This is a genomic window from Pseudoalteromonas sp. DL2-H2.2, from assembly GCF_021532535.1.
Taxonomy (GTDB): domain Bacteria; phylum Pseudomonadota; class Gammaproteobacteria; order Enterobacterales; family Alteromonadaceae; genus Pseudoalteromonas; species Pseudoalteromonas rubra_A.
In genome coordinates this window covers 35712-59804 of sequence record NZ_JAKGBD010000014.1, presented here as the reverse complement: position 1 = coordinate 59804, position 24093 = coordinate 35712, and the positions used below count along the sequence as shown (strand labels likewise).

Genomic DNA, 24093 nt, shown 5'->3' with positions numbered 1-24093 from the left:
GCGGATAAAAACCCGATGTGTTATAAGGTCACACTGTCAATGGGCTTTCAGGCAGTCAATTAAAGCCATTCCAGCTGTTTATAAGGCTTAATTTTAAGCGCGTCCAAACGGCTGGTCAGATTACCTGCATGTAACTCTAGTTTGTGGCCATCCGGGTCCAGAATATATAAAGAGTGACCTTCACTGGAATTTTGTTTCCACTGTTTTGTGCCGCCAGCCAGCACCTTCTGGCAATAGCCGGGAAAGTCAGCGTCTGATACTGTAAAAGCAATGTGCGTATAGTCCGTTTTGGCACTTGGGGTATCGCACGACAGACAAAACCACAACTCACCGACTGATAAGTACGCACCCGTCTCCCATTTAACGTGACCGGTAAAGCCCAATACATCCATATAAAAATTTATAGATTGCTGTAAATCACTGACTGCTATAGTGATATGGTTCAATCCTGTGATCATGTTCCCCCCAAATCTTTACGAATGTGGTAAACGCTTGCACATCACAACCACATTTACACCGCGATAATTCACTCGCTCCTGAGCCTGCCAGCCCAGGCGAGCGTACAAACCACCATCTTGCTGCTCGGTTTGCAAGTGTAATTCCCGGACACCAAAAGAAAGCGCCAGCTGCTCAATTTTTTGTACCAGTACCGATGCAACTTTGTTGCCTCTTGCATGGGGAGCAACATAAACCCCACCCAGCCAGTGGGTTTTATCCGGATAGATGGTCATTTCATGAAAACGCAGCTGAGCCGCGCCAATGGGCCTGTTATCTTGCATCAACAGCACGATTAAAGGGATAGCATCCGTTTGCAGATACTCTGTGAGCTTATCTTCAAACGAAGACAAAGAGGCATCGGGCACGATAGCGCCCCACTGTTCAAAATACCATTTTGCGACCAGCGGCTTGAGTTCGGGTCGTTCGGCGAGAAAACAAAATTCCAATGGTGTTATTCCTTGTCTGACTGATAGGCACTAATACCTCAATATTAATGTCTCAATATTGGTACGTGTGTGCAAGTATGTATGCTAGTAAAAAATGGCTCTGTCAGTGTGTTCTCAGCGCCACTCACAGGCGCAGATCAGGTTCGGTTCGTTTGCATCTAAACAACATCTGGTTGCACCGCCTATTTCGCGTAAACTGGAAACGCAACTCGGCTATTTTGCGCTTGAGCAAGAGTTTTAGCGGTGCTAGTTTATTATTCTTATCGCAAGTTGTGATTAGCATAGAGCGCTTTTAAGAGCGCAGTCAGCTTTTGGCTCAGGCTAATCTCGCTGCATTATTAAAACGGACAGCAAGTCAATTGTTATGGCTACAAGCTACAAATTAACCAGGCTGAAAGCTGGCAGGGATTACATTACTGACAATTTTCAAACGCCACTTAGCCTGGCTGATATGGCACAGCAGGCATATCTCTCGCCCTACCATTTTTTACGTGTTTTCAAGCATACTTACGGTGAAACGCCCAACGAGTTTTTGATCCGGCTCAGAGTTGAGCAGGCTAAGAAAATGCTGATCACAGAGAATTATAGTATTTCAGAGGTGTGCGAGCATGTGGGCTACACCAGTCTGGGAAGCTTTTCTTCGTTGTTTTTAAAACAAACGGGTATGGCGCCAACTTTGTATCGACGCAAGCTGTGGGCTTTGTCGGCTGAGCCATTTTGCTTTCCCGCGCGGGCCATTCCTGCCTGCTACGCTTTTCACTTTTTGGGCAAATAGCGCAATATTGGAGAAACCTTAGCAGGATTTTATCTATACAATAAAGTTGAACTTACAATAGGGAATATAACCATGATCACATCCATAGCACATGCAACAATCTATGTCCTTAACCAGGATGAAGCACTTGATTTTTATAAAAATAAGCTCGGATTCGAAGTTGGTGATGACATGAAAGTAGAAGGCGGTTTTCGATGGCTGACGGTTTATCCGAAATCGAACTCTCAGCTTCAGCTGGTACTGGCCGAGCCAAAAGAGGGCCCCATGTTCAGCAAAGACGCAGCGGATAAAATCCGCAGCCTGGTCAAAGAAGGCGCATTTGGCGCGGGCGTGTTCGAAACGGAAAATTGCCAGCAAACGTACGACGCACTTGTCGCCAAAGGTGTGGAATTTATGCAACCGCCCACAGAGCAGCTATACGGCATTGAAGCAATGGGTGTAGACAACTCAGGGAACTGGTTCAGCCTAGTCCAGCGATAGCTGAGCGATAAATGAACGACAGTAATTAGCCGATGGGCCGCGTTATAAAGCCCATCCGCTAGTGACAAATTGCTGAAGGCGCAATTTCAAAGTACCCAACTAGGACGACTTTTTGGTGAGATAGATAAACAAACCCAGGGCAGCCAATAACATGGCGGTACTGGTAATAATTGCCACCGGGTAATATAAATTGCCTGCCAGCTCAAGCTGACTGTATTTAATCACCATGATCAACCCTTCCAGCGAAAGCGCTACACAAACCATACCAACAAACTTTGGTAGTGCACGCTGAATGCCCGACACTTCTTCAGAGCTGGTTTCGCGCACTTCTGCGTATTCAGCATTGATTATGGTTGCCAGCTCAAACACTGCCAAACCAATAATGCCGGTATTGATTGAGTTAAGGAAAATCTGCATCACTTCTTCACCTGCCAGGAAGGAGGCATAGATATTACTGATCAAAGACACAACGATAGCGAGTGCAAGTAATAAAAAATTAACGCAAATACCAGTGAAAAAGACCGCTTAAGATGCTCTGTTACAACTTGTTTAGATAGGCTCATAATACGATTCCAATACCTCGACAATGACGGTCATTATTCAGCGCTAAACATAAGTTTCTCGCATGAATAATAGGCTCAAAACGCTTTAATCATTGCACAGTCTGGCTGAAAATGGCCTTAACGAGGTTGCAGCCAACTCTGAGGCTTGCATGTGCAGTTAGGCTCCCGGACCTCAGAGCTGGGACGCAACCCCATTAGCAAAGCTATTCCTTTGCAGCAAAAAGCTGTTCAAGCAATTGCCGTGAAAGCTTCACGCCTTGCTCTGTAAACTGAACCGATTTTTGCTTTCCCCTGGGGTCGTGGATTAAGCCTTTTTCGTAAAGCCTGCTCATCACTACCCAGTCAATTTGCTTCCAGGCACGGCCATCTTCGTTCAGTGTCAAAGACAGTATCGCCAGCGCCGCGTCATCAATTTTATGCTCATCTATGTTCATTGAAACCTCCATCCGGAACCCGTGGCTTATCAACAGCCGTCACTAAAAACTCCCACCCTTTTTACCGACAGCCCCAGAAAACCAAACACCATCTTCATTTTAGTTGCCAAACCGTTCAAACACAGCTCAAAGCAAGAAACCAATCGAGTTGTTAGGTCAATATTACTATTTCGTTAAATTATCAAAGAGGTTTTAATATCTCTTGATCTCGCGAGTATCAATACGCCCATTTTTACATGGGGAACATCCTTAACAAAAATAGCAAACAGCTGGGCTTTTGGGCCTGGCTGAGGGATTGGTATGGCTACTTTACACGCAAGATATAAAACATGGCTGATTAAATTCAGTGGCTTAGCGCTAATACTTATTAGCCTGGGAAGCAATGCAAACAATGACTGGCTCATTGGCTCTGGGATCTACGATATTACCGGACCTGCCGCCGACCGTGGCATGGTGGGATATGGTGACGTTGGACAAACCACAAAAGGCATACATACACGATTGTGGTCGCGTGCGTTTGTGATTGGCAAACCGGGCACCAGTCAATTTATCTCCTTTGTCAGTGCCGACCTACAAAGCATCACGCAAGGGGTGCATCAGGGTGTGCTCAAAAAGGTGGCCAGCGATCCTTTACTGGCACCTTTTTTCAATCAGAATAATGTGATGCTCAGTGCAACCCATGTCCACGTAGGGCCAGGCGGTTATGATCACAACATAATGCTGAACATGAGTGCCCTTGGCTATGATGAAGACAATTACAACACCATAGTCAACGGTATCTACCTGTCTATCCGTAATGCCTTTTTAAGCCGCGATGCTGGCAGCATTCATATTAATCAGGGCCAGTTATCGAATACGGCGGTTAACCGCAACCCCACCGCCTATAACCAGAACCCGGATGCGGGAGACTACGCAACCAATGTCAACGAAACCATGACGCTGTTAAAACTGGTACGAAGCAATGGCCAGGAGATTGGCATGATCAACTGGTTTGGTGTGCACAATGTCTCGAGCAATCAAAGCCAGCGGCTTATTACGGGCGACAACAAAGGTGTTGCAGCACAATTGTTTGAAAAGCAAAAAGGCGCTAACTGGCCGCTGTCGGGTCAATTTGTTGCTGCCTTTGCCAACAGTGAAGAAGGCGATGTTTCGCCCAATGTGTGCGGCCCTGAAAACGGCTGTGCCGGTAACAATGAAGCCAATGTCGCGCTATCGGCAAATAAGCAATATAACAAAGCACTGAGCCTGTATAACAACGCAACAGACACGCTCAGTGGTGCTTTAGACGTACGCTTTCAGTACGTTAAATTGCCCGGGCTGAGCATCTCGGGGCACTACACCGGCAACGGTTCGCAGTCTTTGTGTGAAGGCGCGATTGGTTTTTCGATGACCGCGGGTGCCACCTATGACGGGCCGTCTGGTCAGTCGGGTGTATTTGAAGGCATGACCCAGGACAACGAAGGGTCAAGCTGGGATCGCACCACAGTGATCGGCGCAGTAGGCGGGGCGTTTAAGTTCATTAACGATTTTGGTGGCCTGCTCGGGTTCGATAAAAATGTACTGGGCAGCAAAACACATGAGGTATGTCAGTATCCCAAACCTACCTTTTTGCCGACTCAGCTGGGCAGCAGCGCAGACCTCTATACCGACACACTGCCGTTTCAGCTCTTCCAGATTGGCAATATGGCGCTTGTGGGTACTCCGGGAGAAATGACCACCATGGCCGCACGCCGCCTGCGCAATGACTTGCAGGCAGCCCTTGCACCTCGCGGCATCACGACTGTGGTATTTGCCGGACTCGCCAATGCTTATGGTGGCTATATCACCACCAAAGAAGAATATCAGATCCAGTATTACGAGGGCGCACATACTTTGTTTGGCCAATACAGCCTGGCGGCTTACCGTCAGATTTTTGCCGGGCTCGCCAGCGCTATGGTAAACAATCAACCTGTCGCGGGTGGTCCCAGCCCGCTGGATTGGTCAAACAAACAAAAAGTGTATGCCATTGGGGTGGTTTACGATGATAAACGCCTGTGGGAGTCTTTCGGGCAAACCTGGAATGATGCCAACAGCAGTTACGTGCGTGGTAATACGGTTAAGGTGAAGTTTCGCTCCGGCCACCCTCAGAATAACTTTAAAACCATGTCGAGCTTTATGGAAGTACAGCGCTATGAAAATGGTGGCTGGTCTACCGTCTTAACCGATAATGATCTGAGCACCAAATTTACCTGGGCTCGCGATACCGCAGCGGATTGCATGGCCTGCTCGTTCGCACAGCTGGAATGGACCATAGATGCAGATATGCCCGCCGGTACCTATCGCATAAAACACAATGGCCACTGGAAAAGCGGCTGGGGTGGAAACATAAAGAGTTACTCAGGCAAAAGCCGAACCTTTACCGTCAAATAAGCTGGCAACATAAACAAGCTGACCAACCAGGCCATCTCTGCATGGCCTGGTTATCCATTTGGCCATATCTGGCCACGATATCAAGTCCTCAGCGCAACCCCAGCGGTGACACATAATCCGCATTGGGCAAATCAAAACACATCAAAGCTGATAATTGGGTTTCATATTGGCCCCTGCAAATTCATGACTGTTGCACTTATTATCTAAAATCAGGAACAGCCGGGCGACGTTGGCCAATAGTAGATTTAACCTAAACGCGTCTGATAATCTGACCTCTACCCGCTCACAGCCCGTGCGCAACAAAGAATAACAACACGGACAAAATAACATTATGACAACCCATTTAAACCGTGCGGCTTCAGACTCAGAAGCCTTTATCAGCACCTTATATCGAGAGGCCACGCGCATTGCCCCGGAAAATTACCGGGTCTGGGCGCTCGAGCAACTATCCAGAGTCATCGACTTTGACGCCGCATTTTGGGGCAGCGGCAACAGTGCAGATATTCACTTTCACTATGTTTGTCATCTTGGTTTAGACGAGCAATATGCCCATCACTTGCAACAAACATTAGCCATTAATCCGATAAAAGAAGCGGTGATCAGCAACCTCGGTAAGCCAGTCAATATGCAGGATGTCATCGCCGATGATGCCTTTTACCAGTCTGAGTTATATCAAAAATTGTTTAAACCCTATGGCATTGAACGCATTCTGGCTGCGGGTCATTTTGACCAGGACAATGGTCTGTATTCACTGATCAGTTTATATCGCTTCGACCGCCAACAGGTGTTTACCGAGCAGGAGCGCCAGTTGCAGGAGCGGCTGGTATTCCACCTGGTCAACGCAGTCTCTCATGCCTTTTTTCTGCACTTGCGCGTTGGCAGTGCGCTGCAACAAACCCAGGATCAGGCTACGTCTGCCATTTGCGACAGTAACGGGTGTTTCCATCAGGTGCAGCCGCGCTTTGTCGCGTTATTGAATGAGTATTTTCCCAATCGCACTGGGGTGACTCTGCCCTTTGCGATAGGTAAAGACCAAACCACCGTGGAGATTAATAATCTGGCGGTTTCGTTTCGCGCGCTTGGTGAGCTGTTTATGGTTACGCTCAGACTGCCCGGTCCGCTCGACACCCTGAGCCCGCGCGAACGCCAAATTGTTGAATGGGTGTGTAAAGGCCTGGCTTTTAAGGAGGTTGCCAAACAGCTGAATGTGGCCCCTTCAACCGTGTCTAATCATTTATACCGAATTTACGACAAGGTAGGGATAAACAGCCGCAGTGAACTGGCACAACTGGTGGATAGCCAGCGCGCTGGGTGAAGTGAGTTGGGTCCTGGGCTGTATCAACGCTAGCCGCGGGGTATGGATACACCCTGCACTTATCGCGCTGGCCTCAATCCGCCCGGTTAGAGAGCCGAGTGGCGTTAAGCAGATCCCGGGTCGCAAGCGCCCGGGATGACAAGGGTGGCGTATCAATTAAAGCACTGGCTTTGCAAGTTCAAACCCACATTTGTACTGCGCCTCTTTTTCTAAACTGCCACACTGTGATAGTTGAGCGATTACCTTTGCAAAATCTTTAACGACAGGCTGACCAGTGGTGCTGCGATGACAACTCTCTGCGCGGTAAGCTGAATATGCCACTTTAGGGAGCGCTTCATGAGAATAAATGTCCGCAATCACCTCGAGCATTTGTTCACCCAATAGCCGCTGTGCAGTCATATTCTTTGGATAACCTGCTAATACTTCTTTTGATGGTAAGGGAGCTAGCATTTGTTGTTTGGTTTTCCCTTGGCTTTTGTGTGAAAATGCAGAATCTACTATTTGGATCAGCTGAATACATACTAGCGATGACTGCCTGTTTTCAGTTTGTGCAGCACCTTGCATTGAAGTCACAAGCAAGATGATTGCCAAAATATACTTCATATTATTCCTTTTATTTGTAAAACGATGCGTATACGGCTGAAAATCAGCTCGAAATTTTTTGCCCGGCAGTTAACACATCGCCTGTTATTTATTCATTACTCTGCTGTGATTCAGCTCGCTTGTTATTCAAACCAAGAGGTAGTTTACTAGGCATATACAGGCAACATTCCCTCACATCAGCAAGACCAGCCTCATAGCTGATAACAGAAACATCGTGAGTATTATATGCAACAGCCCCAACACCGGCCATATGAATATCTCCACCGAACTCAACAAAATAGTACTTGCCGGGTGATACATCGAGCGTAATCGTCTTACCTGGAGTCAAAGCGAGCAGAGGCCAGCTTATATCGATACGGTTCTTCCCTGGCGTTAAGAAAGTCCAGGAAAATGCATCGTTAGGAAGCGTTGCAAAGTCATTACCATTAACTTTGGCTGTTACTGAATAGATTAACGGCGGAACCGTTTTCCTGTATAGAACAAGAACAGCTTTGTCGCCATCCGGCTCGCCAACATTTGCATTAGCGTAAGTAGCGGCACTTTTGGGTGGCTGTGCACACCCCAAGACAAACAAAATCACAAGCCCAAGTAAATATCTCATTTTTTCTCCTTTTATAATTCTTCACTAACAAGTGCAGGCCATTTATTTATCCAATTGAACCTTAATCACGTATACATGAGTTTAAAGCAATGCTGCCTGCTCTACCACAATGGCATGGCGCTGAGCCAGGCGCAGGTGATCTTTGTCGTAGCCACCGCCAATCACAGTGGCAACTGGAATGCCGGCTTGCTGGCAGGTTTTGAGCACCAGGGCATCGCGCTGCTCCAGGCCGCGCCAACTGATATCCAGTTTGCCCAGGCCATCGTGCTCCCAGATATCCACACCGGCATCGTACAGTACCAGATCCGGGTTTACATCACTCAGCAGCCCTTTTAGTGTGTCTTCAACAATACTCAGGTACTGGGCATCTTTGAGGTTGTTCGCCAGGCCCATATCCAGGTCGCTTTGGTGTTTACGAAACGGAAAATTCTTTTCGCAATGGATGGAGCAGGTAAACACGTAGGGATTGTGTTTAAGCATGGCCGCCGTGCCATCCCCCTGATGAACATCCAAATCAAAGATGAGCACATTGTTTACCTTACCTTGCTCTATCAAGGTTGTGGAAGTAAACGCTAAGTCGTTCACCATGCAATAGCCAGAACCAAAGTCATAATGCGCATGGTGGGTGCCCCCCGCAAGGTGGCAGGCAATGCCATTTTGCAGCGCCAGTTCGGCTGTTTTAAGTGTGCCAAGCGGGGCGGTAAAGGTGCGTGCCATCAGTTGCTCTGACCAGGGCAGACCAATGCGGCGCATGGCTTTATCATCCAGCTGATTGCGCCATAAGTCCCACAGGTAGGTATCGCAGTGCACCGTTTCCAGTGCTTCAGGTGAGCCCAGTGGAGGCTGATATAGATTGTCGCCAATTAACCCCAGTGCCTTCACCTGCTGATATAAATTGGCGAATTTACTCATCACAAAGCGATGATTTGGGTCAAAACTAAATGAATAGTTGGGGTGATACACCAAAGGCAAACGGGTATTAAGGGGTTGGCGATTTATATACATATCCAAAACAAACCAAAACACGGATGGCGTGAGTGTAACGCATCTTTCCAGCTGATAGTTAGTGTGGCACCATATCTGTCCCTTTACTTTGCCTGATTTGCCTTATGGAACTGAACTTTGCCGATTTTTCGCCAATCCAGATTTATCACCTGATGACTCAAACCGTGATCCCCAGGCCCATTGCCTGGGTGTTAACCGAGTCGGGCGAGCAAAACTATAATCTGGCCCCCTTTTCTTATTTTACGGCGGTATCCAGCGCCCCGCCTTTGTTGATGTTTTCAGCCGGAAAAAAGCCCGGCGGAGAAATCAAAGACACAGTGAAAAACATCAAAGCCACACAGCGCTGTGTGATCCACATTGCCTCTGAGCAAGATGCTGAGTTAGTGACGCAAACAGCCGCAACTTTGCCCCATGGCGAGTCTGAGGTCACAGCAAACAACGTCGCACTGGCTGATTTTAACGGCTTTACCATGCCGCGGATTGCCCACTGCGATATCGCCTATGGGTGTGAGCTGTATGAAGTACAGGAGATAGGCGACACGCCGCAAAATCTGGTGTTTGTGAAGATAGTCAGTTTATACCTGAGCGATAAAGTAGTTGAGCTTGACCACAAGCAGCGGATTAAAGTGCACGCCGACAAAGCCGCGCCACTGGCACGCCTTGGCAGCGCAGAGTATAGCGGGATCACAGCACCGTTTACTAAGGCAAGGCCTGATTAGTCAGCAGAGCAGCCTACTGTTTAAGGCTACCGGCTGAGGCTTTATGATCTGCAAGCGCAGTGAGACACCTCACAGCGCTTGCTCAATATAAGCTCAACTGACCCGCATGTTTAGGCAATCACTAAAAAGCCTACAAACGCTATGCAAGCGGCCAGCCGTGCATAAGATAAGACCGCGAAAATAAACGCAGTTCATCACGACGTCACTCTTTCACGATTTTTATTCAACGAAGGCTGCATCCCTGTCTCTTTCAATTGGTTTATGTATACTAGCCGCTTTTAACTCAGCAGAAGAAGAATAAGATGATTGGAATAGGCGAAGGGGCAGCCATCAGTGCGGCGTTTGTTTGGGCGTTTTCAACTTTGCTGTACAAACGCTTTAGCCACCACCTGAGTCCGTTCGAGTTGAATGTCAGTAAGGGCGTGATTGCTTCAGCCTTGATGGTGCTATGTCTGCTCCTTGTTCAGGATACCGCCTATCCCGCCCAGTTATCGAGCTGGGCCTGGCTTATCGCCAGTGGCGTACTCGGTATTGCCATTGGCGACAGCGCCTACTTTGCTGCGCTCAGAAATATCGGCCCGGCGCGCACTTTAGTGGTAGAAAGCCTGGCACCTGCGATTGCGGGTATGCTGAATATGCTGATCCTGGGCGTCTATCTGGGTCCGGTTGCCTGGCTGGGTATTCTAGTGACCACTTTTGGCGTGATGCTGGCGATAAAACCTGGCAAAGCGCAGCCTATTCCCAATCCAAAGCATTATTTTTTAGGCATCGCATTTGCGCTGAGTGCTGCAACCTGTCAGGCCGCTGGCATGGTGCTCTCCAAGGGCGCTTTAAATAATGAATCCATCGGCAGTTTGTGGGCCGCCTTGATCCGCCTCGCGTCGGGCACTTTCTTTGTTGCCTGTCTGGTCGCTTGCCTGAAATCACACAGCCTCAACAAAGCACTCACGCTCAGACAGCTGTCAGGAAAACGCTGGCTATTCGTGGCGGTGTTTTTTGGCACCTTTATCGGGCTGTGGTTACAGCTTATCTCCGTTAACCACACCGATCCGGCCATTGCGCAAACTATTTTCGCGACCGCCCCCTTGATGGTGATGACGCTGAGCCTGATCCGCAAAGAGGCCGTTACCAGAGCCATGCTCTGCGGCGGTGCGATTGCTTTGTTTGGGGTGTTTTTGTTGTTGCAGGGGTGAGGCTACATAACACTTAACAGATAGGTAAGGAAGCAGGAACAAAATACCTGAGCGGCACCATTGTACCTGCTTTCATATCTACCTTACTTAGACTTGTGCTGCCAGATGCGCTTTGTAAGCTTTTACCCACTCCTTTTCGACAAACCAATCATCGCCGTTTTCTTCGATCTGCCGAATGATTTCATGGGGTGTCAGTGTATCTGCCCATTTAAAAACATACTCTGCGGTGTTGATCATCGCCTTTTTCAGCAACTCTCTGGCTTCGTCTTCAGTAACGATATCGGCACCGCGTTCAGTGATCCAGCCAGGAAGTAACCCCTTTGGCATTTCCCACTGTTTTTTAACAAAAAAGCCTTGCCTTATCGGCTCGGCCCCAATCAGCCCACCGTAGTAGAGGGGGAAATAGGCGGATGTTTCCCCACGACTATTGTGCGCGTTTGTATACTGCCATTGTTCATACGCAGGAAGCTGCATAGGGTTTATCTGCACCGGACCATAGTGATCAGCATACTGCATCGGCTGCATCGCCTGGAAATCCTCACACTTAACATAGTTATAGAAAACTACCGTCAGATATTTTAGAAAAATGCTCTGGGAATGAGAAATATTGGCCAGTTCAAAAGCCAACATGTAATTGTCATCGGCGAAGTACCACCCGCCATTATTAAACCTGAAACCCAGAGGTAATAGATACTTGCTCCCCAGCTCTTCTGAAAGGCTGTAAAATTCATTGGCTTTCATTCTGATACATTCCTTTTAATACACTCATAATTTGTCTATATCATGGATATAGTAACGTAGAAAAGGCGTTAAAAAATACCAGCCCCACTACTTATTGGCGTAAAACAAAAGTACGTTGTTCAGAAGTAAGACCAGCCTCTGTGTTCTGTCTCCTGGTTCGCGCTCCCCAGTAAACACTTCACCCACAGTAAACCCCACTGCAAGCACATACGTACAAAGCCCTAACTGTATCAAGAATGGAAGTTAAACATGGCTAAAAATGTACTAGGTGGAGCGCTGCAGTCTTGCTGCACGGATCCGTTAACTGGCTTTTTAAGAGATGGTTTTTGTAACACTAATCAGATGGATGTTGGCACCCATGTAATTTGTGCGACGGTCACTGAAGACTTTTTAACCTTTACCAAATCAAGAGGCAATGACTTAAGCACCCCCTACCCGGAATACGGTTTTCCGGGTTTAAAGCCGGGGGACGGATGGTGTCTGTGCGCACTAAGATGGAAAGAAGCTTACGAAGCCGGCGTTGCACCGCCCGTCAATCTCGAAGCTACGCACGAGAATGCACTGGAAATTATCCCACTTAAGGTGCTACAGGCCCATCAACACTAGTTCATACGCCCATTCACACTTGGGCTTGAATGACCATGCTTGACGCTTACTGAAACCAGTCCCTGCAATAGGTTACTTGCAGGGTTTTCTAACTTACCTGTGGTTCGCGTCATGCAGGAGGTTTAAAAACCTAACTATCATGTGCTTATAGTCATTTAACTTTTTGCATCCGAATGACTTTTGATACCTTTCTAAATACCAAATACTGACCGCTCTTAATGCATATCAAACAAATACCGATTCAGAATTCTATCCAGTTCATCGGTTTTAAATGGCTTACCAAGGTGATCGTTCATACCAATTGCCAGGTATTTTTCGACCTCACTTTGCATCACATTGGCCGTTAAAGCGATGATCTTAAGCTGTGACTCATCAAAGCTTTGGCGCACAATGCGAGTGGCTTCCATGCCGTCCATTACCGGCATCTGAATGTCCATTAAAACCAGATCAAACGCGCCATCGCAGGCTTTGATTGCATCGACGGCTTGCTGGCCATTCTCTGCCACCACAATCTCCAAATTAAACCGGTCAAGCAGTTTGGTGGCCACTATGCGGTTAATATCATTGTCTTCGACCAGTAAAACCCGATATGTGGGCGTCTGAGCTGTCTCTGGTGGTTTATCAGAGCTGACTACAGGCATCTGCTCTTGCGTTGCCGCGTTATCGCCTACTCCATTTTTGATAAAAATACCAATCAAATCTCTTTTTAACAAAGGCTTGTAGAGAATTGGATAATCAACCGTAGGCGTTATACTTTGCTCTGAGTGTGCGGTGTAAATCACCACCCTGTCGGGCAATATCGCAAGGGCTTCAAGTTTTTCTAACAGCTCATTGGCTTCACAGTCTGGCAGCACCCAGTCAAGCAGTAGCATATCAAAGGTGTCGGATGACAACCGCGCCTCGGCTTCGGCGCCACTGTGCGCACGCGCGACCGTCAGCCCAACCGAAGTTGCAATATTGACGCTGACCTCCATGTATATAGGGTCATCTTCAACGATCAGTATCGAGCCTGCCAGTACAACTTTATCTGCCGCTTCGTTTGCCACCGGCGCTTGGCTGAGCGTTGCCATCGGTAGACGAACCGTGAATGTTGAACCAACACCAACTTCGCTGCTGACGGTGATCTCCCCTTGCATCAGCTCTGCGAGCAATTTACAAATGGTCAAGCCCAGCCCGGTGCCGCCATAGCGCCGTGTGGTCGAAGACTCGGCTTGAGTAAAGCGCTCGAACAGCTGCGCAACTTTGTCTTGCTCAATACCTATGCCCGTGTCACTGACCGAAATCTCAACCCAATCACTGGTGGCATCTTTAGGTTGCCGGTGAACACCGAGTGTAATTGCCCCTTCTTCGGTAAATTTAGCGGCGTTAGACGCAAAGTTCAGCATAATCTGATTAATACGAACCGGATCGCCGACATACCATTCGCCAAGCTGAGGGTCGATATCAAAAATCAGCTTCACCCCTTTGGTGTTGGCTATGGGTGTGATCAGGGATCTCAGGTTATCCAGCAATTCTTCAAACTGAAAGGGGGTTTGCTCAATGTGCAGCTTCTTAGACTCTATTTTTGAAAAATCGAGAATATCGTTAATGATGGTCGTCAGTGCATTGGCCGAAAAGCGCACTTTCTCCAGATAATTTCTTTGGACTGAGGTCAGTTCCGTCGCCAGCAGAATATCTGTCAGACCCATGATCCCGTTCATCGGCGTTCTGATCTCATGAGACATATTGGATAAAAACAACGACTTGGTTTCGGCTGCCTGGTTAGCCTGCGCATTGGCTTTTTTAAGGCCGCTCATCAGGCGTAATAACACGATTACAACCAGGGTAAACACCAGCAATAAAAAGAGAAAAATTGACTGTATCATCTGCCAGTAAACAACATCGATTTGCTCACCAAGCTGCTGGGTGTCTTTCAGAATAGCGGTAGATAATGTGCTATTTTGCACAGGCACCAGCAAGTTAGAAGCCGTTAGCGCGTTTTCCAGAATAAAGGCGATATGCAAACGCATCACCCTGAAGCTACGGTCTTCCTGTTCAAATTGCTCAAGCGAGGCCATGGTGTGCTCGAGCTGCTCTCGCACCTGCTCAATAACAGTGTGCGAATTGGTCACCTGCAAATTAGACACCAGCGCGGCGCTGTGACTCACCACGGCCTGTGCCTGCGTCGAAAACGTGCTTTTTTCAAGCTCCTGTTTTGCGATATAACGATAAGAGGTCTTAAGCATTGAGGCCAGCTGCATATAGGTATCTATGGCATCGTGAAACCGCGCAACCGCCTGACTCATTTCATCGCTCAGTAAGTGCTGTGACGTCAGCTCATTATATACACTCTCAAACTCCAGTTGCTTTTGCGCATGCCGGTCAAAATGATAAATGTTGCTGTCCATCGCAGAGAGCGTCTCGAGCGATAGCTCAGTCGTTGCCCGGTTGAGCCGCGTTTTTAGTGCCATTTTTGCCTGGGTATCTTGCAGCTGCTGGTATTGCTCAATGACCTGAGTGCCCGCCCACCAGATCAGCAAAAGTACTGTGACTTCAATTAGATATTTCACTCTTTCAATGACCTCGGAAGTTCGCCGGAAAAAGCATGTAGTAAGGCTTCCAGATCAGCAACATCCTCATCGCTGATCTCAAGCCCCAGCTGCCCTCTTGCCATCAGCCGAATGGCATCCGACAATTGCGCCACCGAGCCATTATGAAAATACGGGCCGGTACTGGCGACATTACGTAAACTCGGTACTTTGAAAACAAACTTGTCCTGCTCATTGCGGGTCAGCTGATATCTGCCAAAGTCGTTCAGAAGCTCACCAGGCATACTCTCCAGACGGCCCATTTTCTGATAAATATTGCCCCCGATATTGCGCCCCTGATGACAGGTCACGCAGCCAAACTCAACGAATTTGCGATAGCCGCGTTGTTGTTGTGCGCTTAACGCTTGTTTATCCCCAAGCAGATAGGCATCAATAGGGGTATTTTCAGAGACTAGTGACATTTGAAAGGCCACTATGGCCTTAGTAATGTTCTCGGCTGTGATACCGTCGTCCGACAAGGCTTTAAAGCTGCTTACAAAGTAAGGCTGCTGGTTCAACTTACCTATCACCTGAGGCCAGTTACTCGCCATCTCTAACGGGCTGTGGATAGGCAATGGCAGCTGACTGGTTAAATCCGCGCTGCGCCCGTCCCAGAATTGCCTGAAATTAAAAACCGCATTGATAACACTGGGCGCATTGCGACTTCCCAGTTGCTGATCTATGCCCACCGAAACGGGAAAACCATCGTCTCCGCCGTTATATAAATCGTGACAGGATGCACAAGAAGTGGTGTTGTCGGCCGAAAGTAGCGGGCTTTTAAACAAGGCTTTGCCAAGCTGCACCCAGCCTACTTCGTATTGCTTTATTTGCGGCAACGGCTGGATAGCCGCATCAACCCATTGAGGTTCATAACTGACAAGCTCCATGCTGCTAGGGTCAGAGCTCAAACTGTGGCGATGCGGATCAGAAAAATAAAATTGAGCGGCGAGGAGCAAAAATACCGCTATCAGCGCGCTAAATACAATCACCACATATTTGGTACTCATACATCAGACGTCCTTGAAGCGACTTTTAAGCCGGTGACAAAACGTAAGTATAGACACTTAAATCAAAAACTTCTTATCGCACTCACAGAGTGATTAAGGAACTTGCCATGACATCACTGTGTGTGGTTTTAGCCTGCTCCCACCTGCCAGACGAAGCTCAGATTTAAGTTAGTGAAAGAGAGATTTCACTGTACATAATGTATTGCGGACCCGCAGGGCCACCTAAGTATTTTTCTTGACGCACTTTCAGCCCGGCTTTTTTATAACACGCGTAGGCACCGGGATTCTCGCAGTTAACGCCCAAATATAGCCAACGATATTGAGCATAGTGAAGCGCCAGGTAACTTAGTAGGGCCCTCATCGCCGCACTTCCCAACCCTTGTCCCTGGTACTGCTTGTCGATCACAAAGGCGCGTAAGCCGAGCGCTGAGCTGGGACAATAGGTGTATTTGTCGGCATAGGCCAGATCCAGTTTAAAATAGCCAACCACTGTCCCTTGATTGCAAATAACATGCAGGTGTGTGGTTTCACAGCGTTCGCTCAAAAACTCTTGCGGTGTACCGGCAAAGCGAAGCTGCTCTGGGGCAAGCTGAATCGCCTCAACCGCGTCAATATAAGTGACACTAAGCCTGTTAATTGTGATCATCTTCATCCCTTAATTTGTTATATCATAGCAACAAAAGATCGCTTGGTGGTGTTACATGGGTTCATTACAACACCTAAATAGAGTACAACTCATCATTAACCATATTAGAAACAAACACCTTAGCGAACAATCCCAAGTAGTTCAAGCAGGCCAGATGAGAGAAAAAGACAATTACTGACTTAACTGATATGTGATTTTTGGAGGAGAGAGCTTTTTGTTAATGCGCTTGAGCCCTGTTCAAGTTACAGGCAGAGAAACGAGTTACGCAATGAGTTATCCAGCCATAGCGTTCTGCACTTTCCTGCCCGTTACACTACTGCTTGCCTAATTGCTTCAAAAAAGCTAGTTTTTGTTGCTCTTGTGCACTAGGTGTATAGGGCTGCCTTTGCAGATCAGACAAATCCACTGCCTCCAGCGAATACATATCCACTTTACTGCGGCCAAAACGCGCTTTTTCCTGCGGTGAGCCAGACATGCGCTCCACCACAAACGTGGTCAGTTTTAATCCTGTTGCCTGGTCTGGTAATACGCTTTGGTGAATTTTAAGTGGTAAAGTCTGCACACCTTCACTTAATCGTTTTCTGGCAACCACATGCGACAAGGGCTGATCGCCTGCAAACAAATTTGCCCTGATCCGATAAATGCCGGCTTCCTGCACTTTGAGCCTGGCGTCAACCAGCAGATCGCTCCCCTGCACCCAAGCCTGCTCAAGACTCAGCAACTCAGCACTGGGCTTCATATACTGAACTTGTGCCACCAGCGGGATTTCATCGCCCCGAACGTGCGCGCGAACAGTCAGTTGCAATTCCCGGGGAAAGTCTTTCTTTGCGGATATGCTGGCAAAATAGCTACCTTCTTGCTCTATCAGGCTTTGGGTAGTCAGCACTTTGTTGCTCTCTACTTCGCTGACAGATATGCTGGCACCGTAAATATCACTCCCCGTCAGCACTAACTCTATTGGCTCGGGAAAAACAAAACGATACTGACTGACTTTGAGCGTCAACACCTCGTCGATATTCTGCGTCGGTATAGTGACAGGATAAAAGTGATTGGGGGTCAGTCTGTCGGCATCTGCCAGTGTGAGCGGCTGGGAGTATGGGGCATATTGCAGCTGCTGCGCATACAAATCAGCGACTTGCGCTGCCGCCTCCGTCATGGCAACGGGCATGTGACGCTCACGCTGCGCATCCGGTTTGGCCTGAGTCGCAATGATTGCTGCCTTTAGTACTGGTTTTTCATACTCTTCGGGTTCCTGCGTCTTAGCTTTGACTCCAGGCTGAGTAGGCTCAGCGTCATCGCTGAGCCACCAGTAACCAAGCCCGATTGCCACACACATCAAAATAATGAACATCCGGGGCTTCATACCTGTCTCTCCTATCGCATAGCGTTCAGCATCAGGCGAGACAGACTGTTATTTGCTGAATTTTCAACATAACGATAGGTACTCTTCCAGAACCAGGCACCGGTTTGTTCATCGTAGGTGTTGAAGTTTACGACATTGCCATCAAGCAGCTGTCTGCTGGTCAGAGCTGCAGTCACTTTGCCTTCTGCACGGTCGTTGATCACAGAGAAGTGATCGTATTTATCACTCATCAGCATAGGGTAATGATGTGGCATAAACCCGCTTACGGCATCGCTCTGAGAGGCTAGCTTGCCGCTGGTTGCAATACTGGCACTACAGCTGCCAAAGTTATCGGCACGGCTCGCGCCACACGCAGAGTGGGTTGCAACAACACTGTCGTCTGTGCCTTTGAGGAAAAGTTTGGTGGCACCCAAAAACAGTGTGCCATCTGCAACAAAGCGTAATCTGGGCGTTCTTGCTTCTGGTAACGCCGCGATTTGTCTGGCGTTGTTCACTTTCAGGTCGTTAAGCACACCCAAGCGGCCTTCAACAGAGCCGCCCAGCCAGACCGTAATGGCGGCCTCTAGCAATGGGTTCAGGCCCGCTGTGCCTTGCGCCACACTGACGGCTAAATCGGCCAGCTCACTGCCACCACCGGCACCGGCGATATCAAACGTGGCGACAATATTCAGCGGTGTCATGCCGGCATTTTCAAGCCAGTTTGCCTGATTATCTAACAGATAACGCGCAACCAAATCGCCCGTAGAGTGAGTCACTAAAATACAACCCGGCTGACAAGTGCCCTGCTGTGACATTTGCTTTAGCTTAGGCCATACATAATTGCTGGCAATCTTGCCTTCAATGCGCTCCAGCGCCGGCCAGTCAATGCGAACATCCGCATGCTGCGCCCAAAACTCAGACCAGTAAGACGCGCCATCGGCGGGTACATCAATGGGGTAACCAGACGTAATTTGGCTGGTCTGAAGACCATGAATAAGAACAACTTTATAACCACTTGCAAACGTATTAAATGCCACCGAACTTAGCAGGAAGAGCCAAGACAGACGCAGAAAGTATTTGATTTTGTGCTGCATAATTCCCTCTTTATCCTATTAATATCATTGTGTTCTGTGACCAGTCTTCAGATTTATACCACCGTGCAATATTGCTGTACCAGGGACATTCCCTTAGGTATCACTGTGCAAAAACAGCACTCATCTGACATCTGACCTTTTAGTTAAAGCGAATAATAAGCTAATGAGTATATGATCAAAAATCAACCACAAAGATAATTTAAATTAAACTTTTATTAACGTTTGTAATTTGGGTAATGGGAATTATGAAGAAATTTTGAGGCTGGGTTAGTCGCGAAGTTTTAAGACACAGCAATGGCTATTGCCGACGGTTAGCCGGCAACTTCAACCCTGTCTCGGCCATGAGATTTGGCCAGATACAAGGCTCTGTCAGCCAGCTCAACCAAGCTTTGCCAAGGGGCACCGTCTTTATATAACGCTATCCCAAAGCTGGCCGTGATCTGTCTGATAGGCTCACCGGTTTTTTTATCTTTAACCGAAAGCTTGCGAATATCCTGACGAACCATATTGGCAAAACTGACCGCTTCACTGACACTGCTCAGTGACAAAGTCAGGCAAAATTCTTCACCGCCATAGCGATAGGCATCGCCGCGACCTTGGGCATGATGTGCTAGTTTTTCAGCCACCTTGCGAAGAATATCATCGCCTTTTTGATGACCAAAATCGTCGTTAAAGCGCTTAAAATGATCGATATCAACAAATATCAACACCTTCTGCTTACTCCGCGGGTGAACGCAGAAGCTAACAATGTCCTCATCGAACTTACCGCGATTTAACAGCCCCGTGAGTTTATCGGTATTCGCTTCTCGCTGTGAGGCAAATAGTGCTTCTTTGAGTAGCTTGATTTCGTCATAAGCGACTTCCAACTTATTTTGAAAGCCCAATGCATTTTGCTGCATGGCGACGGCTTCGCGGGTTAGCCGGGACACATATTCCAGTACTTCATCGTAGGCACGCGGATCTTGCTCCGAACCCCGCTTTTTCAGGCTATGCAATCCATAATGGCACTCCGACAGAAAAGCCGAAAAGTCCTGTGAGGATTCCAGGGTTTCACAAATACCACTTTGGACTTGATCTATGGCGCCCTGGAAAGAATGAGAAATTTCATGAAACAAGGCCAAATCTTGCTGAGAAAGGTACTTGTCAAATAACTCTCTGGCCAGGTGTGGTGGACAACTTTGATAGCGGGCCAAGATCTGATCAAACTCAACATTCAGTTCTGGCTGCGACCCCACTACATAGCAATAACAAATTGAATAATTCAGTGGTGTCAGTGGGATCCGATTCCGGATCATAATGGGGAGCGCCTGTTTAAGGTAGTGCGCAGACTGAGTCAGTGTTGTATCAAATTCCATAAAGGTCCATCAAGTCACATTGTCTGGTGGCAATGTTTTATTGTTTATTTATTGTTCTACTTTTGGAGCCAAACGTGTGCAATACTAAATAATTAGAAAAAATTAATCAATCATATCGTGTCATTTACAAATAAATTCACTTTGCTATCTGTGGGACATAAAAAATTCCTTCCCAGACAGTTTTAAAATAATTTATTCAGACCATTGATAAAATTAAAAAAGCTTACAGCCTCTCCTTATTCCGGCCATCTTAATTATTGCTTATTACCATACAATGACGTTTTACTTACTCAGTGCCAGACGTGCTGATAACGCAATAAACAAGGTGCCCAGCACGCCGTCAAGATGAACCGCCCAACGTTTTATTCCTTTAAAGCGCGTTGCTATGGTTTTCGCCAGATTGCTAAACGCAGCGGCAAACAATAGATTAACGACAAATGCAAACACACTGAGCATCAATCCAAGCGTGATTAATTGCGTGCTCAGGTCATGATCCGCAGTGGTAAACTGAGGTAAAAACAAACTAAAGAACAACAGCGCTTTGGGGTTAAGTAAATTATTAAGACACCCTCGCTTTATCAGCTCTGTGCCTTTAAGGCCCATGTCGGCCAAATCTGTTTTATCCTGAGAAGGGGCCATACTGCGATGTTTGTACCAATGCAGTAACATTTTCACCCCCAGATAAGCCAGATAGACAGCACCAATTAACTTAACTGCCAACGCAACCAGGGGCATGGTTTGCATTATCTGGCCGAGGCCAAAAGCCACCAATGCCGTTTGTACAAAGCCTGCAAGCAGGATCCCCAACGCAATATATGCCCCAGCCCGAAACCCTTTCGTTGCAGAATAACTGGATAACAGCAAAAGATCGGGACCGGGGCTTATCACCAAAAAGAAAATGGTCGTGAAAAACAGAGGTAATAAGGTGACATCTATCATGCTATCCCGGGGCCCGAAGCCATTTTAAGATATAAATTATGATTTAAAGTGTACCCATTTAAGTACATAAAATAAATCATGGTTGCGAGGTTTTTGCGCTTTGTTCAGTTGCTTCTGCCCTGTCTTCGCGCCTGAGATCGTTAAACAGCCCCAGCTGCCAGGGACGCATGGCCAGAAACAGGCCAACACTCTGGCGCTTATTCAGCGGCAAACGGGCGTCCTGCTGATTAAGCTGAGCAACCTCTTTAGTAAGCTGCTCCAGACGACGTCGCACCACACTGATGGTTGCTTCACTATAGCTGCCGCGTAAATAAAACCGAAAGCTATCCTCACGGTTAAAATCTCCCTGTAAAAATTTGGTCAACACCTGCTGTTCAATAAAGCGCTCTAGCGGACCGCCGGGGATCCAGCGAAAATCCTGCGCAACCAGCGATTTATAGCGATTATTGGGCAACAGCTGGATCATGTTCAGGCTATCCAATCGTGCCAGTAGACGAATGCAATCGAGCGCATCAATTTGATACTGAGAGACAATGTCTTCAAATTGCCAGCCATCACGTACGCACACAGCCACCAAAAATAGTTTAGGGTTTTCCATCAACTCCTGCTCCTGATCCTGCGTGAGCTGGCTCACCAGTGACTGCTTTTGCTCGCCGAGCTCGAACAAATCCGCCAAAGACAACTGCATCAGGTCGCAGATCTGCTCGAGTCGTTGCAGGCTAAACTGCTCGGTGGCAAACACACGTTTAATATTGGCCTCGCTCATATCCAGCGCACTGGCGACCTCTTTATAGGTCAGCTTGTGCTGCTTTAGCAGCTGTTTAAGCGTTGAAGTAATTAATGGGATCTGGCTCAAAGTATTACATTCCTATACTTATAGTCTCTAATTACTATACATCTTAATTTTTAGTATACAAATATAATCCCTGCGCTAAATTGGAAAACAAGTCAACGCAAGCCAGATGGTTTGCATACCAGGAGGGAAAAACATGGCTCACTTACTTCGTTCAGTTTTATGTACCGCACTATTAGGGTTGGTTTGCACACCAACAATGGCCAATGACAGCCATGCATCACAGGCCAGCCATCATGGTAGTCAGGCCAGTAAGTACAGCGCACTTAGCGTAGGTGAAAGCGCCGTTGAGGGCGCAAAAGTGTCTATGATTGCAGTTGCTATCCCCGTTGCAGTAGTCGGGTTCGGTGCAATTTCAGTAGGTATGGCCAGTACCAAGGCCGCAGCAGACTTATCTGACGCCGCCAGCCCAAAACCTTTGCCTATTTGTGACGATGTATTAATTGCAGGACCTGCACCGGCGCAGGCGCTTAACGGGGAGCTGTAACAATGAAATGGATACAAGGACTGTGTATGGCCGCAGCAATATGTGCCAGCACACACACTTTTGCAGGTAGCCAGAATGGTGGCGAAGCTCGCTTTGAAGCAAACCAGATTGCTCAGTTTGCCAAACAGGTCGAGCGTTATGCCGCAGCCCAGGGCGCGCACGTGTTTATTATTGGCCGGGTTGGTCGAGCGCTGGAAGACTTGCCTAAGGGCATCGAATTTACCCATGTCGCACTGGCGGTGTATTCCGAACTCACAACCACAGATGGCGAGAAGAAACAAGGTTATGCCATTCACAATTTATATCAGCTGAGCGACGACCCTGGCACGAGTCAGCTAATTGTGGATTACCCGACGGACTTTTTCTGGTCAGTACATGACCTTAAAGCGGCCATAGCGATACCCAACCGGGCATTACAACAAAAGCTCCTAAACGCCATTGCACAGGGGGTGCCAGAAAAGGTCCACAATCCGCGCTACTCGGTGGTGGCTAACCCCTTTAATAACCAAAAACAGAACTGCACCGAGCATACGCTGAATGTGATCAATGCAGCTTTATATAACACCACAGACATGGCACAGCTCAAAGTGAATACGCGGGCCTATTTTGAGCCGCAAACACTCAAAGTCAGCCGCTTTAAACTTTCGCTGGGCGCGTTCTTTAACGACGGCATCGACAGTAGCGACCACCAGGGTAAGGTCAAAACGACGACCTTTCGCGCTATCGCCCAATACCTGAACGACAATCAGTTGCTGGCGCACAGCACAGTGCTGACACCGGACGGCCCGGTTGATTTGAAATACCCACTTTAGGAGAACAGATTATGACGCATTCAACCGCTTATGCACCAAGTAAAGCATTTCGATTGGCCTCGATAGCAGCCCTGCTGATTGGCATTGCCTGTTACCTGGTTGGCCTGTTCAACGCACAAATGGCCTTAAATGAAAAAGGCTATTACCTGATTGCCCTGCTGTATGGCCTGTTTTCTGCCGTATCACTACAAAAGTGTATTCGTGACAGGCAGGAGCAAATCCCGACCTCAAATATCTATTATTTACTGAGCTTGGTCTCCACCGTGCTGGCCATCGTCTTACTGGTATTTGCCCTGTGGCGCGCCGAGTTACTGCTCAGTGAAAAGGGCTTTTATGGTATCGCGTATCTGATGAGTCTGTATGCTGCGATAGCGGTTCAAAAGAACGTTCGGGATGGTCAGAGCTTAGAGCAAGACACGCCCACATCAACCGCTAACATCATGGATGGTGAGGAATAAACTAAAAAGTAAGGCCGCGCAACGCGGCCTTAAAAGAGTGACATATGCAGATCAGGTCGAGCGTCATCTAAAGCCACTTTGGCCATTCTTTACTTGCATTTAAGTGCTGTTAAGTTTAAATGACAGGCACAAGGATCTGATATTG

General features: G+C 47.8%; 26 protein-coding genes. 10 read left to right on the top strand and 16 right to left on the bottom strand.

The features are described 5' to 3' along the window. Positions 1-59: 59 nt before the first annotated feature. On the bottom strand, positions 60-458 hold the full coding sequence (gene fos, locus L1285_RS19485) for a fosfomycin resistance glutathione transferase (RefSeq protein WP_235413867.1): 399 nt from the start codon (positions 456-458) through the stop codon (positions 60-62). Between the two features lie 15 nt (positions 459-473). Further along, complete coding sequence (locus L1285_RS19480) at positions 474-944, bottom strand: GNAT family N-acetyltransferase (protein WP_235413865.1); 471 nt, start codon at positions 942-944, stop codon at positions 474-476. Between the two features lie 364 nt (positions 945-1308). On the opposite strand from L1285_RS19480, the gene L1285_RS19475 reads away from it, so the two are divergent. Further along, positions 1309-1719, top strand: coding sequence for an AraC family transcriptional regulator (locus tag L1285_RS19475; RefSeq protein ID WP_235413864.1), 411 nt, complete (start codon positions 1309-1311; stop codon positions 1717-1719). A gap of 72 nt (positions 1720-1791) precedes the next feature. Further along, positions 1792-2199: a VOC family protein gene (locus L1285_RS19470; RefSeq protein WP_235413862.1), complete on the top strand. Its 408-nt coding sequence runs from the start codon at positions 1792-1794 to the stop codon at positions 2197-2199. Positions 2200-2298: 99 nt separating this feature from the next. On the opposite strand, the gene L1285_RS19465 is transcribed toward L1285_RS19470, so the two are convergent. Next, positions 2299-2667, bottom strand: a complete 369-nt coding sequence (locus tag L1285_RS19465; protein WP_235413861.1) for a hypothetical protein — start codon at positions 2665-2667, stop codon at positions 2299-2301. Positions 2668-2965: 298 nt separating this feature from the next. Further along, complete coding sequence (locus L1285_RS19460) at positions 2966-3196, bottom strand: DUF6429 family protein (protein ID WP_130243789.1); 231 nt, start codon at positions 3194-3196, stop codon at positions 2966-2968. A gap of 300 nt (positions 3197-3496) precedes the next feature. Here L1285_RS19460 and L1285_RS19455 point away from each other — a divergent pair, with 300 nt between their 5' ends. Both L1285_RS19455 and L1285_RS19450 read left to right on the top strand, forming a co-directional pair. Then, entirely contained in the window at positions 3497-5605 is a 2109-nt protein-coding gene (locus L1285_RS19455; protein WP_235413860.1) for a neutral/alkaline non-lysosomal ceramidase N-terminal domain-containing protein, read from the top strand. 331 nt (positions 5606-5936) lie between these two features. Further along, positions 5937-6920 carry a helix-turn-helix transcriptional regulator gene (locus L1285_RS19450; protein ID WP_235413859.1) on the top strand — a complete coding sequence of 328 codons (984 nt, stop codon included), beginning with the start codon at positions 5937-5939 and terminating at the stop codon, positions 6918-6920. A gap of 156 nt (positions 6921-7076) precedes the next feature. Here L1285_RS19450 and L1285_RS19445 read toward each other — a convergent pair whose 3' ends face one another. The 3 genes from L1285_RS19445 to L1285_RS19435 form a co-directional block, all read right to left on the bottom strand. Next, positions 7077-7523 (bottom strand): hypothetical protein, encoded by a 447-nt coding sequence (locus L1285_RS19445; protein ID WP_235413858.1) that lies wholly within the window; start codon positions 7521-7523, stop codon positions 7077-7079. Between the two features lie 88 nt (positions 7524-7611). Next, positions 7612-8124 (bottom strand): hypothetical protein, encoded by a 513-nt coding sequence (locus L1285_RS19440; protein ID WP_235413857.1) that lies wholly within the window; start codon positions 8122-8124, stop codon positions 7612-7614. 81 nt (positions 8125-8205) lie between these two features. Then, positions 8206-9129 (bottom strand): histone deacetylase family protein, encoded by a 924-nt coding sequence (locus L1285_RS19435; protein ID WP_235413856.1) that lies wholly within the window; start codon positions 9127-9129, stop codon positions 8206-8208. Between the two features lie 104 nt (positions 9130-9233). On the opposite strand from L1285_RS19435, the gene L1285_RS19430 reads away from it, so the two are divergent. Next, entirely contained in the window at positions 9234-9848 is a 615-nt protein-coding gene (locus L1285_RS19430) for a flavin reductase family protein (RefSeq protein WP_235413854.1), read from the top strand. A gap of 302 nt (positions 9849-10150) precedes the next feature. Next, on the top strand, positions 10151-11041 hold the full coding sequence (locus L1285_RS19425) for a DMT family transporter (RefSeq protein WP_235413852.1): 891 nt from the start codon (positions 10151-10153) through the stop codon (positions 11039-11041). An 87-nt stretch (positions 11042-11128) separates the two neighbouring features. Here the strand turns inward: L1285_RS19425 and L1285_RS19420 are convergent, their stop codons facing one another. Next, positions 11129-11782: a hypothetical protein gene (locus tag L1285_RS19420; protein WP_235413850.1), complete on the bottom strand. Its 654-nt coding sequence runs from the start codon at positions 11780-11782 to the stop codon at positions 11129-11131. A 249-nt stretch (positions 11783-12031) separates the two neighbouring features. On the opposite strand from L1285_RS19420, the gene L1285_RS19415 reads away from it, so the two are divergent. Beyond that, positions 12032-12388, top strand: coding sequence for a DUF2237 family protein (locus L1285_RS19415; protein ID WP_235413848.1), 357 nt, complete (start codon positions 12032-12034; stop codon positions 12386-12388). Positions 12389-12603: 215 nt separating this feature from the next. On the opposite strand, the gene L1285_RS19410 is transcribed toward L1285_RS19415, so the two are convergent. From L1285_RS19410 to L1285_RS19375, 8 genes are all read right to left on the bottom strand, one after another. Continuing rightward, entirely contained in the window at positions 12604-14937 is a 2334-nt protein-coding gene (locus L1285_RS19410; protein ID WP_235413847.1) for a response regulator, read from the bottom strand. Beyond that, the gene (locus L1285_RS19405; protein ID WP_235413846.1) at positions 14934-15962 is read right to left on the bottom strand and encodes a cytochrome-c peroxidase; all 1029 of its coding nucleotides are present in this window, start codon (positions 15960-15962) and stop codon (positions 14934-14936) included. Before L1285_RS19405 ends, L1285_RS19410 begins: the two co-directional genes overlap by 4 nt. Positions 15963-16125: 163 nt before the next feature. Further along, positions 16126-16608 (bottom strand): GNAT family N-acetyltransferase, encoded by a 483-nt coding sequence (locus L1285_RS19400; protein ID WP_235413845.1) that lies wholly within the window; start codon positions 16606-16608, stop codon positions 16126-16128. A 313-nt stretch (positions 16609-16921) separates the two neighbouring features. Then, positions 16922-17971: a hypothetical protein gene (locus L1285_RS19395; protein ID WP_235413844.1), complete on the bottom strand. Its 1050-nt coding sequence runs from the start codon at positions 17969-17971 to the stop codon at positions 16922-16924. Between the two features lie 11 nt (positions 17972-17982). Beyond that, positions 17983-19044: a hypothetical protein gene (locus L1285_RS19390; protein ID WP_235413843.1), complete on the bottom strand. Its 1062-nt coding sequence runs from the start codon at positions 19042-19044 to the stop codon at positions 17983-17985. A gap of 311 nt (positions 19045-19355) precedes the next feature. Further along, complete coding sequence (locus L1285_RS19385) at positions 19356-20399, bottom strand: GGDEF domain-containing protein (protein WP_235413842.1); 1044 nt, start codon at positions 20397-20399, stop codon at positions 19356-19358. Between the two features lie 282 nt (positions 20400-20681). Beyond that, positions 20682-21338: a LysE family translocator gene (locus L1285_RS19380; RefSeq protein WP_235413840.1), complete on the bottom strand. Its 657-nt coding sequence runs from the start codon at positions 21336-21338 to the stop codon at positions 20682-20684. 76 nt (positions 21339-21414) lie between these two features. Beyond that, a complete protein-coding gene (locus tag L1285_RS19375; protein ID WP_046006528.1) occupies positions 21415-22194 on the bottom strand; it encodes a helix-turn-helix domain-containing protein in 780 nt (259 codons plus the stop codon). A 133-nt stretch (positions 22195-22327) separates the two neighbouring features. Between L1285_RS19375 and L1285_RS19370 the strand changes: the two genes are divergently transcribed. From L1285_RS19370 to yiaA, 3 genes are read left to right on the top strand one after another with little or no spacing between them, the layout of a single operon-like run. Beyond that, positions 22328-22678, top strand: a complete 351-nt coding sequence (locus tag L1285_RS19370) for a hypothetical protein (protein ID WP_235413838.1) — start codon at positions 22328-22330, stop codon at positions 22676-22678. 2 nt (positions 22679-22680) lie between these two features. Further along, positions 22681-23490, top strand: a complete 810-nt coding sequence (locus L1285_RS19365) for a DUF2145 domain-containing protein (RefSeq protein WP_235413837.1) — start codon at positions 22681-22683, stop codon at positions 23488-23490. Positions 23491-23501: 11 nt separating this feature from the next. Continuing rightward, the gene (yiaA, locus tag L1285_RS19360) at positions 23502-23948 is read left to right on the top strand and encodes an inner membrane protein YiaA (RefSeq protein WP_235413835.1); all 447 of its coding nucleotides are present in this window, start codon (positions 23502-23504) and stop codon (positions 23946-23948) included. Positions 23949-24093 lie beyond the last annotated feature (145 nt).

Coding starts and splice junctions, on each gene's coding strand:
- fos (WP_235413867.1), bottom strand. CDS start 458: ATGATCACAGGATTGAACCATATCACTATAGCAGTCAGTGATTTACAG.
- L1285_RS19475 (WP_235413864.1), top strand. CDS start 1,309: ATGGCTACAAGCTACAAATTAACCAGGCTGAAAGCTGGCAGGGATTAC.
- L1285_RS19470 (WP_235413862.1), top strand. CDS start 1,792: ATGATCACATCCATAGCACATGCAACAATCTATGTCCTTAACCAGGAT.
- L1285_RS19460 (WP_130243789.1), bottom strand. CDS start 3,196: ATGAACATAGATGAGCATAAAATTGATGACGCGGCGCTGGCGATACTG.
- L1285_RS19455 (WP_235413860.1), top strand. CDS start 3,497: ATGGCTACTTTACACGCAAGATATAAAACATGGCTGATTAAATTCAGT.
- L1285_RS19450 (WP_235413859.1), top strand. CDS start 5,937: ATGACAACCCATTTAAACCGTGCGGCTTCAGACTCAGAAGCCTTTATC.
- L1285_RS19445 (WP_235413858.1), bottom strand. CDS start 7,523: ATGAAGTATATTTTGGCAATCATCTTGCTTGTGACTTCAATGCAAGGT.
- L1285_RS19440 (WP_235413857.1), bottom strand. CDS start 8,124: ATGAGATATTTACTTGGGCTTGTGATTTTGTTTGTCTTGGGGTGTGCA.
- L1285_RS19435 (WP_235413856.1), bottom strand. CDS start 9,129: ATGTATATAAATCGCCAACCCCTTAATACCCGTTTGCCTTTGGTGTAT.
- L1285_RS19430 (WP_235413854.1), top strand. CDS start 9,234: ATGGAACTGAACTTTGCCGATTTTTCGCCAATCCAGATTTATCACCTG.
- L1285_RS19425 (WP_235413852.1), top strand. CDS start 10,151: ATGATTGGAATAGGCGAAGGGGCAGCCATCAGTGCGGCGTTTGTTTGG.
- L1285_RS19420 (WP_235413850.1), bottom strand. CDS start 11,782: ATGAAAGCCAATGAATTTTACAGCCTTTCAGAAGAGCTGGGGAGCAAG.
- L1285_RS19415 (WP_235413848.1), top strand. CDS start 12,032: ATGGCTAAAAATGTACTAGGTGGAGCGCTGCAGTCTTGCTGCACGGAT.
- L1285_RS19405 (WP_235413846.1), bottom strand. CDS start 15,962: ATGAGTACCAAATATGTGGTGATTGTATTTAGCGCGCTGATAGCGGTA.
- L1285_RS19400 (WP_235413845.1), bottom strand. CDS start 16,608: ATGATCACAATTAACAGGCTTAGTGTCACTTATATTGACGCGGTTGAG.
- L1285_RS19395 (WP_235413844.1), bottom strand. CDS start 17,971: ATGAAGCCCCGGATGTTCATTATTTTGATGTGTGTGGCAATCGGGCTT.
- L1285_RS19390 (WP_235413843.1), bottom strand. CDS start 19,044: ATGCAGCACAAAATCAAATACTTTCTGCGTCTGTCTTGGCTCTTCCTG.
- L1285_RS19385 (WP_235413842.1), bottom strand. CDS start 20,399: ATGGAATTTGATACAACACTGACTCAGTCTGCGCACTACCTTAAACAG.
- L1285_RS19380 (WP_235413840.1), bottom strand. CDS start 21,338: ATGATAGATGTCACCTTATTACCTCTGTTTTTCACGACCATTTTCTTT.
- L1285_RS19370 (WP_235413838.1), top strand. CDS start 22,328: ATGGCTCACTTACTTCGTTCAGTTTTATGTACCGCACTATTAGGGTTG.
- L1285_RS19365 (WP_235413837.1), top strand. CDS start 22,681: ATGAAATGGATACAAGGACTGTGTATGGCCGCAGCAATATGTGCCAGC.
- yiaA (WP_235413835.1), top strand. CDS start 23,502: ATGACGCATTCAACCGCTTATGCACCAAGTAAAGCATTTCGATTGGCC.